Source organism: Pseudonocardia sp. KRD291 (genome assembly GCF_019263595.1).
Lineage (GTDB): Bacteria > Actinomycetota > Actinomycetes > Mycobacteriales > Pseudonocardiaceae > Pseudonocardia.
In genome coordinates, this window is sequence record NZ_JADQDD010000228.1 from 1 (window position 1) to 10,447 (window position 10,447).

The 10,447-nt window shown below is 74.6% G+C and carries 12 protein-coding genes; 5 read left to right on the forward strand and 7 right to left on the reverse strand.

What is annotated here, in order from left to right; translation table 11 throughout:
- Together I4I78_RS24505 and I4I78_RS24510 are read right to left on the reverse strand one after the other, a co-directional pair.
- The coding region (locus tag I4I78_RS24505) for an MBL fold metallo-hydrolase (RefSeq protein ID WP_218613841.1) at positions 1-345 on the reverse strand (345 nt) is incomplete at its 3' end.
- Positions 342-1,022 (reverse strand): DUF429 domain-containing protein, encoded by a 681-nt coding sequence (locus I4I78_RS24510; RefSeq protein ID WP_218613842.1) that lies wholly within the window; start codon positions 1,020-1,022, stop codon positions 342-344. The genes I4I78_RS24505 and I4I78_RS24510, both read right to left, overlap by 4 nt.
- Before the next feature lie 18 nt (positions 1,023-1,040).
- Between I4I78_RS24510 and I4I78_RS24515 the strand changes: the two genes are divergently transcribed.
- Genes I4I78_RS24515 through I4I78_RS24525 form a run of 3 tightly spaced genes read left to right on the forward strand, consistent with a single transcriptional unit; the run spans position 1,041 to position 3,123 of the window.
- Positions 1,041-1,511: a ribose-5-phosphate isomerase gene (locus I4I78_RS24515; RefSeq protein ID WP_218613843.1), complete on the forward strand. Its 471-nt coding sequence runs from the start codon at positions 1,041-1,043 to the stop codon at positions 1,509-1,511.
- Positions 1,511-2,323, forward strand: coding sequence for an Fpg/Nei family DNA glycosylase (locus tag I4I78_RS24520; protein ID WP_218613844.1), 813 nt, complete (start codon positions 1,511-1,513; stop codon positions 2,321-2,323). The genes I4I78_RS24515 and I4I78_RS24520 overlap by 1 nt, the downstream gene beginning before the upstream one ends.
- Before the next feature lie 59 nt (positions 2,324-2,382).
- A complete protein-coding gene (locus I4I78_RS24525) occupies positions 2,383-3,123 on the forward strand; it encodes an HAD-IIA family hydrolase (RefSeq protein ID WP_218613851.1) in 741 nt (246 codons plus the stop codon).
- A 31-nt stretch (positions 3,124-3,154) separates the two neighbouring features.
- On the opposite strand, the gene I4I78_RS24530 is transcribed toward I4I78_RS24525, so the two are convergent.
- Positions 3,155-4,162 (reverse strand): hypothetical protein, encoded by a 1,008-nt coding sequence (locus tag I4I78_RS24530; RefSeq protein ID WP_218613845.1) that lies wholly within the window; start codon positions 4,160-4,162, stop codon positions 3,155-3,157.
- Between the two features lie 111 nt (positions 4,163-4,273).
- Between I4I78_RS24530 and I4I78_RS24535 the strand changes: the two genes are divergently transcribed.
- On the forward strand, positions 4,274-4,429 hold the full coding sequence (locus I4I78_RS24535) for a hypothetical protein (protein ID WP_218613846.1): 156 nt from the start codon (positions 4,274-4,276) through the stop codon (positions 4,427-4,429).
- Between the two features lie 13 nt (positions 4,430-4,442).
- Here the strand turns inward: I4I78_RS24535 and I4I78_RS24540 are convergent, their stop codons facing one another.
- From I4I78_RS24540 to I4I78_RS24550, 3 genes are all read right to left on the reverse strand, one after another.
- A complete protein-coding gene (locus I4I78_RS24540; protein ID WP_218613847.1) occupies positions 4,443-5,510 on the reverse strand; it encodes a PP2C family serine/threonine-protein phosphatase in 1,068 nt (355 codons plus the stop codon).
- Between the two features lie 142 nt (positions 5,511-5,652).
- The gene (locus tag I4I78_RS24545; RefSeq protein ID WP_218613848.1) at positions 5,653-7,149 is read right to left on the reverse strand and encodes an AMP-binding protein; all 1,497 of its coding nucleotides are present in this window, start codon (positions 7,147-7,149) and stop codon (positions 5,653-5,655) included.
- Positions 7,146-8,441, reverse strand: coding sequence for an MFS transporter (locus I4I78_RS24550; RefSeq protein WP_218613852.1), 1,296 nt, complete (start codon positions 8,439-8,441; stop codon positions 7,146-7,148). Before I4I78_RS24550 ends, I4I78_RS24545 begins: the two co-directional genes overlap by 4 nt.
- 209 nt (positions 8,442-8,650) lie before the next feature.
- Between I4I78_RS24550 and I4I78_RS24555 the strand changes: the two genes are divergently transcribed.
- Positions 8,651-9,532 (forward strand): LysR family transcriptional regulator, encoded by an 882-nt coding sequence (locus I4I78_RS24555; protein WP_218613849.1) that lies wholly within the window; start codon positions 8,651-8,653, stop codon positions 9,530-9,532.
- Positions 9,533-9,563: 31 nt separating this feature from the next.
- Here the strand turns inward: I4I78_RS24555 and I4I78_RS33965 are convergent, their stop codons facing one another.
- Entirely contained in the window at positions 9,564-10,307 is a 744-nt protein-coding gene (locus tag I4I78_RS33965) for a MerR family transcriptional regulator (protein ID WP_218613850.1), read from the reverse strand.
- Positions 10,308-10,447 lie beyond the last annotated feature (140 nt).

Genomic DNA, 10,447 nt, shown 5'->3' on the forward strand with positions numbered 1-10,447 from the left:
CCGGTAGTACCGCGACCAGGTCGCGCGCTGCTCCGGGGCCGTCGCGGTGATCGCCGCCGCGCATCCGGCCTGGGCGTACACCGGTGCGGTCCCGAATGCGGCCGTGCCGAAGCAGTGGTCGAAGTGCGCGTGGGTGAGGACCACCGTCAGCGGCAGTGAGGTCACCGCGCGGACCGCGCCGGCCAGCTCGGCGCCCTGCCGGGCGTCGCCGCGGGTGTCGATCACCAGGGCGCGTGCGGTGCCGAGGACGAGACCGGTCGTCAGGTCCAGCTCGTGATGGCGACGGGCGAGCACCCCGTCGGCGACCTCGACCCACCGGCCGTCGCCGCGGTCGTCCGCGCTCACACCACGACCCGCATCGGCCGTCCGCGGGCGTCGGTCTCGTCGCCGAGGGTCTCGGCCTCGCCGCGCAGCCACCGGGCGGCGGTCCAGGACACGGCCAGGGCGTCCAACACGTCGTCGAGGCGGGTGCGGGCGGGCAGGTCGGCCAGCGCGAGCGCGGGATCCACCCACCGCGCCAGCGCGGCGATCCGCTGGCCGAGCCCGCGGGCGGTCTTCTTCGGCACGAAGGCGACGTCCGGGGCGAGGGTGCGCAGCGACAGCTCCGGATGCGCCTCGACGACGGTCGCCGGGACCGCGTCCAGCGCGTCCCACTCGCGGATCTTGGCGCCGATCTGGAACGTCTGCAGGCTGATCGCCTTCCCGGTGACCTCCCGTGCCATCGCGCACGCGTCCGGGTGGGACGTCGCGGCGAGCACCTCGCGCGGCGGCGCCGGGAACACCGAGGACCGGGCCCGGCCCAGACGCGCCGCGGTCGCCACGTCGCACGCCCGCCGCGCCGGCCCGGACGGCAGCCCGATCGGGATGTCGACGCCCACCGCACCGCAGTCCCGGGTCCGCGCGAGGACGGCGGCGGCGTCCGGCTCGACCGACCACGACACCGTCGTCCCCGGGGACCCCGCACCGCTCAGCACGCACACGACCCACCCGTCGGGGACCCCGTCCACACCCGCGACCTGCATGAGGGAGGATCTTTCCCCGTGCGCGTCTACCTGGGCAGTGACCACGCCGGATTCGAGCTGAAGGCGAAGGTGATCGAGCACCTGTCCGGTCAGGGGATCGAGGCCGTCGACGTCGGTGCGCCGACGTTCGACCCGCTCGACGACTACCCGGCCTGGTGCATCGAGACGGCCCGGCGGGTCGTCGCCGACCCCGGATCCCTGGGCATCGTGATCGGCGGGTCCGGCAACGGCGAGCAGATCGCGGCCAACAAGGTGGACGGCGCGCGCGCCGCGCTCGCCTGGAGCGAGGAGACCGCGCGGCTCGCCCGCGAGCACAACGACGCCCAGATCGTCGGCATCGGCGCGCGCCAGCACATGTTCGAGGAGGTGCTGGTGATCGTCGAGGCGTTCCTGACCACGGAGTTCTCCGGCGACGAGCGGCACGCGCGCCGGATCGCGCAGCTCGCCGACTACGAGCGCACCGGCGAGATCGAGCTCCCCGCGAGCTGATGCCCGAGGGACACACGCTGCACCGTCTGGCGCGGCTGCACCAGACGCTGTTCGCCCGGCGTCCGGTGGCGGTGTCGAGCCCGCAGGGGCGCTTCGCCGACGCCGCGGCGTCGCTCGACGGCGCGACGATGACCCGCGCCGAGGCGCACGGCAAGCACCTGTTCCACCGCTTCGGCCCGGACCGGGTGGTGCACGTGCACCTCGGGCTCTACGGCACGTTCGTCGAGGGCGAGCTGCCGGCGCCGGAGCCGCGCGGGCAGCTGCGGATGCGGCTGGTCGGCGAGACGCACTATGCCGACCTGCGCGGACCCACCGCCTGCGAGCTGATCACCGGCGCGGAGGCCCGCGCGGTCCGGGCCCGCCTGGGCGCGGACCCGCTGCGTCGCGACGCCGACCCGGAGCTGGTCTGGGCGCGGGTCGCGAGGTCCCGCTCGCCGCTGGCGACGCTGCTGATGGACCAGACCGTCGTGTCCGGGGTCGGCAACGTCTACCGCGCCGAGCTGCTGTTCCGGCACGGCCTGGACCCGCAGCTGCCCGGCAACCGGCTCGACCGGGAGACCTGGGACGCGATGTGGCCCGACCTGGTCGCCCTGATGCGCGACGGCGTGCGGAAGGGCCGCATCGACACCGTCGCGCGCGAGCACGACCCGCGGCGGCGCGGCGAGCCAGGCCGCAGGGACCGTCACGGCGGCGAAGTCTACGTCTACCGCCGCACCGGGATGCCGTGCCTGGTCTGCGGCACGCCCGTGCGCACCGCCACGCACGCGGCCCGCAACCTGTTCTGGTGCCCGACGTGCCAGCCGTCCGCCTGAGCGGGCGTTAGGGTCGCGGCGTGGCCGAGCACAAGCCGATCGAATGCTGGATGACCGACATGGACGGTGTCCTGGTGCGCGAGGGACGCCTCGTGCCCGGCGCCGACACGCTGCTGGGGCGTCTGCGGGACAAGGGCGTGCCGTTCCTGGTCCTGACGAACAACTCCATCCACACCCCGCGCGACCTGCGCTACCGGCTGCAGGCCACCGGCCTGGAGGTGCCCGAGGAGGCGATCTGGACCTCGGCGCTGGCCACCGCGGCGTTCCTGCACGAGCAGCGCCCCGGCGGCAGTGCCTACGTGATCGGCGAGGCGGGGCTGACCACCGCGCTGCACGACATCGGGTACGTGCTCACGGACGCGAGTCCGGACTACGTGGTGCTGGGCGAGACCCGCACCTACAGCTTCTCCAGCATCACCACCGCGATCCGGCTGATCGCCGGCGGTGCACGGTTCGTCGCGACCAACCCGGACGCGACCGGCCCGTCGCCGGAGGGGCTGCTGCCGGCCACCGGCTCGGTCGCGGCGATGATCTCCAAGGCGACCCGGACCGACCCCTACTTCGTGGGCAAGCCGAACCCTCTGATGATGCGCGCGGCGCTGAACCGGCTCGGGGCGCACTCCGAGTCCACGATCATGATCGGCGACCGGATGGACACCGACATCCTGGCCGGGCTCGAGGCCGGGATGCGCACGGTGCTGGTGCTCTCCGGCATCACCCAGGCCGACGAGATCGACCGCTTCCCGTTCCGCCCGACCCGCGTGGTCCCGTCCGTCGCGGACCTCATCGACGACGTCTGAGGACGGCTGAGGACGTCTGAGCAGCGCGTGCTCAGCCGCCGTTGCGGTCGCCGTCCGGGTCGTGTTCGCCGTCGGCCGCGGACCGGTGCGGCCGCCAGCGCGACAACGACGGCAGCCCGGGCTCGGTCTGCGCGAGCCTGCGCAGGGTGACCGCCACCGTCGCCCGGCACTGCGCGGTCGGCGGGACGGTGACGGCGTCCGGACCGTCCCCGCCCCGGACCGCGGCGACGACGTCGCGTTCGAGCTCGACCAGCTCGGGTGCGCCGAACTCGTCGAGCAGCTCGGCGAACGCCGCGTCCGCCTCCGCGTCGAACGGGTGCGGACGCCCGAGCGGGCCGAACAGCGGGTGTGCCGGGTAGAGGTGCGCGACCGGGACGTGCCCGGCCGGGATCGGCACCGTCGAGGCGTGCGTGCGACCGCGGGCGAGCAGGTGCGGCAGCAGGTGGGTGTGCGGCCCGTCCGGGGAGCGCCCGTCCGGCGCCGGGATCGGCGCGAACACCTCGACCCGCCCGGCCGCGCCGCGGAACACCCGGTGCGGCGAGCCGGCGACCAGGGCGCCCGCGACCCCGCTCCCGAACACCGGGCGTCCCGCACCGGCGCGCAGGGTGTCCAGCACCGCCGGGTCCGCGGTGCGCACGCACGCCTCGACGGCCGGCGTGCCCAGCCCGAGGTCGAACAGCACGGCGCCGCGGTCCTGCGGGCGCACCGCGTCCGGGTCCGGCCCGAGCTCGGTCAGCACCGTGCGTGCCGGTCCGGCCTGTTCCACCGGCACGCAGAACGCGACGGCGTGGTTCCAGGCCAGGTCCGGGCCGGCCGGTGTGCGGTAGGCGACGGCCGTGACGCCGGGCGGCGGGGTCCGGCCCTCGTCGAACAGCGCGATCGCGCCGCGGTCGGTGGCCCGGGTGCCGTCGTCGCCGGAGCAGGGCTCGTCCGGGTCGCGGACGAACTCGGCGATCGCCCCGAGGGTGCCGGTGCTCCAGCCCGCCCGCGTGTCGGTCAGATGGCGGTGCACGAGCCGGCCCGGCCGGGTGGAGGTCACCGGGGGAGACTCGCAACCGATCCGCGGAGGGGCAAACGGAGGGCGGTCCGGGGCCCGGTCGGGGAGCGCGGCGGGGTTGCGAACCACAACGATGTAGTTACCCTCGAACGCATGTACGCATCACGAGAGACCGCCTGGTGCTCGTGCTCCGGCTGCGGGGTCGAGGCCGAGCTCCCGGCCGAGGAGACCGCCGGTGTCGAGGTGCCGTGCCCCGACTGCGCCGGACCGATGAGCGAGCTGTGGTCCTGGGAGTCCGCGGCCGCCTGACCGGCCGGTCCGCTCAGGGCGCGACGGGCAGCACGACCACGCTGATGTTGTCGCGCCCGCCGGCGTCGAGGGCGGCGCGGGTGAGCGTGTCCGCGGCCTCGATCGTCGACGCGGCGGTGCGCACGATCTCGGCCAGGTCGCCGGGCTCGGGCAGGTAGTTCCACAGGCCGTCGCTGCACAGCAGCAGGATCCCGGCGCCGTCCGGGCGCAGGGTCGTGACGTCGGGCTCCGGGTGGTCCTGCGGGCCGAGCCACCGGGTGATCGCGTGCGCGCGACGGTCCGAGGCCGCGGCCTCGGCGTCGAGCAGCCCGACGGCCACCGCCTCCGCCGCCCACGAGTGGTCCTCGGTGAGCCGCAGCCCGGCACCGTGCACCGGCAGCCAGTACGCGCGGCTGTCGCCGACCCAACCCACGGTGATCTCGCCGTCGTCCACGTGTGCGGCGACGAGCGTGCAGGACGGCCCCTCGACACCGCCGCCCAGGTCGGCCACCGCCGCCGCGCCCGCAGCCACCGCGGCCCGCATCCGCAGCCCGGGCGCGGCCGGCATCTCGCCCGGGGCGCAGAGCAGGACGTCCAGCGTCGCGTCGGCGGCGGCCCGGGCGGCCTCCTCCGGGTGGTTGGTGCTCGACACCCCGTCGCAGACGACCGCCGCCTCGGGCCGGTCGCCCGCCCCGGCGGCCACCACCCGTCCGAGCGCGATCGCGTCCTCGTTGCGGCGGTGCACCAGGCCGCGGTCGCTGACCCCGGCCAGCACGCCCAGGTCGACCTCGACCCGGTCCACGGACTCGCCGAGCCGCGCCCCGCACGTGTCGCACCACTGGATCCCCGGGAGCCGACCGGGCATCGACGGCGCCGGGCGTCCCTCGCCCCCGCACTCCGGGCACGTGCGGGTGACCTCGCCACGGGCGGCGACGACGGTGGTGCCGCCGCGCACGATCCGCCGGTCGGTGCCGCAGGCGGGGCAGAAGCGGTCGCCACCGGCGGCGGGCGCGGCGCAGCTGCGGCACGCGTCGTGCGTGTCGGCGCGAGGGGCGTCCTCGGCCAGCAGGCCGGCACCGTGGTCACGCTGTCGATCGGTCATCCGACGCACCGCCTCCGCTGTGTGCGTGCCCGCAGGCCCGTCGCTGGGCGCATTCGGGGGAACGTGGCGGAAAGGATAGCGAGCCTCTCGGCCGGTCGGGCGAACCAGGGGGTGCGTCCGCCGCTGTCCGACGCGGTGCCGTCTACGGCGACGGTGTCCGCGCGCGAGGGAGCCGCTCGTCACGCAGGGCGCTGCGGCGGACCTTGCCGGCGTCGTCGCGCAGCGGGTGGGGCACGAACTCGTAGGTCCGCGGCGTCTTGTACGGGGTCAGCCGCTCGGTCAGGTACGCGCGCAGGGACTCCTCGACGACGGCCGGGTCGGCCCCGTCCGGGGTGTGCACGATCGCGTGCACGACCTGCCCGTAGTCGGGGTCCGGCAGCCCGATCACGGCGCTGCCCAGGACGTCCGGGTGCCCGTCGAGGGCGGCCTCGACCTCGGCCGGATACACGTTCGCGCCGCCGACCAGGACCATGTCCGAGCGCCGGTCGGCCAGGTAGAGGTAGCCGTCGTCGTCGAAGTGGCCCATGTCGCCGAGGGACTCCCAGCCGTCGCGCTCGCGGGCGGTGGCGCCCAGGTAGCGGTAGGTGGGTTGCCCGTCGGCCGAGCGCATCCAGATCTCGCCGGTCTCCCCGGTGGGCAGCTCCCGGCCGTCCTCGGGGTCGTGCACCCGCATCAGGCCGCGGGTGACCCGCCCGACCGAGCCGGGGTGCGCCAGCCACTCGATGCCGTCGATCGTCGTGCCGGCCTGCGACTCGGTGCCCGAGTACAGCTCGATCACCGTCTCCGGCCCGACCCAGGACAGCCACGCCCGCTTGACCTCCGGCGGGCACGGCGCGCCCACGTGCAGGACCGTGCGCAGGGACGACATGTCGGCCGCGTCGCGCACGGACGCGGGCAGGCGCAGGATCCGGCTCATCATCGTCGGCACCACGTAGAGCCAGGTGGCGCCGTGTCCGGCGACGAGGTCGAGCGTGCGCTGGGCGTCGAAGCGCTGCATGACGACCACGTGGTGACCCTGGAGCAAGGCCATCAGCGAGAACATGTACGGCGCGTTGTGGTGCAGCGGCGCGGTGCACAGGAACACGCCGTCGCGGTCGATGCGCAGACCGTCGACCCGGGCCAGCGCCTCCTCGACGCAGGCACGCTGACCGGCCACGATCACCTTCGGACGCCCGGTGCTCCCGCCCGAGGTCGGCGCCTTCCAGGAGGGCCCGACGATCTCCGGCAGCGGCTCCGCGGACTCGCCGGACGCGTCGTGGTCGCCGGGCAGCCAGGCCCGTCCCGGCGTCTCGAGCCCGACGACCAGCGCCGGGTCGGCCACCTGCAGCACGGCGTCGAGCTCACCGCGCGGGAGCCGGTGCGAGACCGGCTGCGGCACCGCGCCGAGCTTCCACACCGCCACCGAGCACTCCATGTGCCGGGCCCGGTTCGGCAGCGCGATCGACACCAGGTCCCCGGGGCCGACGCCGCGGGCGGCGAACGCCCGGGCCAGCCGGTTGGTCCGTGCGTCGAGCTCGGCGCGGGTCAGGACGGTCTCGCCGTCGGACACCGCGGGCGCGTCCGGAGCGGCCCGCGCCAGCTCGCGCAGGCGCGTCGGCAGGGGGGTCACATGCCCGGCCGTGCCGTCGTCGCGGCTCATACCGCCTCCGCCCGGCGGGACGCCGCGGGCGCCGCGTCCGGGTCCGGCGCCGGACCGCGCCGCAGGATCGCCCGCGCGGTGAACAGCGACAGCACGACGATGAGCAGCGAGTACACCACCACCGGCACGATCGACCCGGTCAGCGACAGCAGCGACTGCCCGATCAACGGCGCGGTCCCGCCGAACATCGTCCCGGCGAGGGCGTAGGACAGGGAGATCGCGGTGTAGCGCATCCGTGCGGGGAACGCCTCGGCCAGCATGCCCGCCAGGATCGCGTAGTACATCGTGTGCGGCAGCGTGGCCAGCGCCATGCCGAGCGCGGCCAGCGCGAAGTTGCCGGTGGAGATCATCGCGAACATCAGCGGGAACAGCGGCAGCTCGAGGATGAGCAGCGCCGTGACCACCTTGCGCGGGTTCCACCACGTCGCCATGAACGCACCGAGCGGCTGGGTGCAGAACTGCACGAACGAGCTGATCAGGATCACGTTGAGGAACGTCGAGCGGTCGTAGCCGAGCTCGGTGGTGGCCCAGGACAGCGCGAACGTGTTCTTGAAGTACGCCGCCGCCGCGACCAGCGCGCACGCCCCGATCGAGAGCGCCACCATGCCCTTCGCGCCGCGCATCAGCTCGCCCAGCGGGAACCGCGAGGTGCTCCCGGTGCGACGCAGCCGCGCCAGCTCCGGGCTCTCCTCGATCCGCAGCCGGATGATCAGCCCGACGACCACGAGCGCCGCCGAGACCAGGAACGGCACCCGCCATCCCCAGGACAGGAAGTCGGCCTCGGGCAGCGTCGCGGCGAGCGCGAACGAGCCGGTGGCCAGCATCTGCCCGGCCGGGCTGCCCTGCTGGGCGAACGCGCCGTAGAGGATCTTCTTGCCCTTCGACGCGTGCTCGGAGGCGATCAGCACGGCGCCGCCCCACTCGCCGCCCACGGCCAGTCCCTGCACCAGCCGGGCGGTCACCAGCAGGACCGGGGCCGCCGTGCCGATCTCGTCGAAGGAGGGCAGCAGGCCGATCGCCAGGGTCGAGACGCCCATCAGCATCAGCGTCGAGACCAGCGCGGTCTTGCGGCCGAGCCGGTCGCCGAGGTGGCCGAAGACGATCCCGCCGATCGGGCGGGCCAGGAACCCGACCCAGAACGTGGCGAACGAGGCCAGCACGCCGGCGGCGGGGGAGACCGAGGGGAAGAACAGCGGCCCGAGCACCAGCGCGGCCGCGGTGCCGTAGATGTAGAAGTCGTACCACTCGATCGTCGTACCGACGAACGACGCGATGCCGGCCCTGCGCCGCATCCGTGCCGTGCTCGCCGGGGTCCCGTCCCCGGTCATGCGATCCCCGTCGTCCGGGCCTGCCGTGGAGGTGTCGGTCATCGCGTGCCCCCTCGCACTCGACGTCGACATGACCGCTGTCACGTCGTCCGCACGACCCTAAGCGGAGATTGGGACCGATCAAGGACTACTTCGGTCGTGATCCTGTCGACGAGACGACCTAGTATCGGGGCGTGGAGCTGCGCCAGCTGAACGCGTTCGTCGTCGTCGCCGAGGAGCTCCACTTCGGACGGGCGGCGGTGCGCCTGTCGGTCTCCGGCCCGCCGCTGTCGCAGCAGATCCGCCGGCTCGAACGCGAGGTCGGGACACCGCTGTTCGCCCGGCACACCCGCCACGTCGCGCTCACCCCGGCCGGTGAGGCGTTCCTGCCCCCGGCCCGTCGCGCGCTCGCCGCGGCCGGCGACGCGACGACGGCCGCCCGCCGCGCCGCGCAGGGCCGCACCGGCACGGCGCGCCTGGGCTTCGCCGGCTCCAGCTCCTACCAGCAGCTGCGCGAGATCGCGCAACGGTTCCGCGCGACCGTGCCGGACGCACGCCTGTCCCTGGTCACCGGACGGTTCAGCGGGGAGCTCGCCGAGGACCTGCGCGCCGACCGGGTCGACGCCGCCCTGATCCGCACCCCGGTCGACGACATCGGTCTCGTCGTCCGGGAGGTGGCCCGCCAGAGGCTGGTCGCCGCCCTGCCGGTGGAGCACCCGCTCGCCGACCGGGAGCAGATCGGGCTCGCCGAGCTCTGCGCCGACGCGTTCGTCTCCTACCCGGCGCAACGGATGGCCGTGATGCGCGGGGCGGTGGACGCCGCCTGCCTGCACGCCGGGTTCCACCCCCGCATCGAACAGGAGGCCCCGGACACGCACACCCTGCTGTCGCTGGTCAGCGCCGGCGTCGGGGTGGGGCTGGTCCTCGACGCGGCCTCCGAGCTGCTGATGCCCGGGGTCGCGGTGGTGGAGCTGGCCGACGCCCGGGTCGTCCCCCTCGCACTGGCCTGGAAGCGGGACGGCAGCAACCCGGTCCTGCCCGCCCTCCTCTCCTCCGCCGGAGTGGCCGACGCCTGACCGCGCGGCCACTCCGGTGGGACGCCGCGGATCAGACGCCGGTGACGCCCGCCCGTCGGACGTAGTCGATCTGCTCGTCGGTCGGCCCGCCGCGGGAGAGGACCTCGTCGGCGTTCTCGTCCCGCATCCGGTAGAGGCCCTCGCGCAGGCCGGGGTCGCCGCCGTGGAAGGACTCCAGCAGCTCGCCCCACCGCGCGGCCAGTGCCCGGGCCCGCGGTGACGACGGGTCGGTGCCCGCGTCGATCTCGGCCTGCACGGCCGCGATCAGCTCCGGCCACTCGCGCTCGGCGGCACGGATGGTGTCCTCGCCGAGTTCCTGGCGCCGCGCCTCCAGGGCGGCGAGCTGCTCGTCGGTGAAGTAGTTGTTGAACGTCTCGGTCATCTTCGACACCTCGTCGATCAGTCCCATCAGGTCCGACGGTCCGGGAGTCGTGGAGTTGCGCAGCCCCGCGACCAGCGCGGCGAGCGTGGTGCGCAGGTCGCGCAACGCGACCAGTCGCGCCTCGACCTGGGTCAGGTGCGCGGAGAGGATCCCCTCCAGCCGGTCGCGGTCGGGGGCGAGCACCTCGGCGATCGCCTCCAGCGACAGACCCAGCTCGCGCAGGGCCACCACCTCGTACACCCGCCGCACGTCGCGGTCGTCGTAGAGCCGGTGCCCGGCCGCCGTCCTCCGCGAGGGCACGATCAGGCCGCGCTCCTCCCAGTGGTGCAGCGTCCGCACCGTCAGCCCGGTCCGCCGGGCGAGCTCGCCGACCTTCCACGCGGTCTGTTCCACGACTTCGATACCCTTCTCGTCGGTCCGCCCCGTCGGGGCGACAGGAACGACGCTAGGAACTCACGTCGCGTGAGGTGCAAGCCCGAATTTCGCGCGACACGTCGAGGATGCGACACGCCGACGCGACCGGGTCGCAATGT

Excerpts from the sequence above, each read along its gene's own strand:
- I4I78_RS24510 (WP_218613842.1), bottom strand. The coding sequence starts at position 1,022 with ATGCAGGTCGCGGGTGTGGACGGGGTCCCCGACGGGTGGGTCGTGTGC.
- I4I78_RS24520 (WP_218613844.1), top strand. The coding sequence starts at position 1,511 with ATGCCCGAGGGACACACGCTGCACCGTCTGGCGCGGCTGCACCAGACG.
- I4I78_RS24525 (WP_218613851.1), top strand. The coding sequence starts at position 2,383 with ATGGACGGTGTCCTGGTGCGCGAGGGACGCCTCGTGCCCGGCGCCGAC.
- I4I78_RS24535 (WP_218613846.1), top strand. The coding sequence starts at position 4,274 with ATGTACGCATCACGAGAGACCGCCTGGTGCTCGTGCTCCGGCTGCGGG.
- I4I78_RS24540 (WP_218613847.1), bottom strand. The coding sequence starts at position 5,510 with ATGACCGATCGACAGCGTGACCACGGTGCCGGCCTGCTGGCCGAGGAC.
- I4I78_RS24545 (WP_218613848.1), bottom strand. The coding sequence starts at position 7,149 with ATGAGCCGCGACGACGGCACGGCCGGGCATGTGACCCCCCTGCCGACG.
- I4I78_RS24550 (WP_218613852.1), bottom strand. The coding sequence starts at position 8,441 with ATGCGGCGCAGGGCCGGCATCGCGTCGTTCGTCGGTACGACGATCGAG.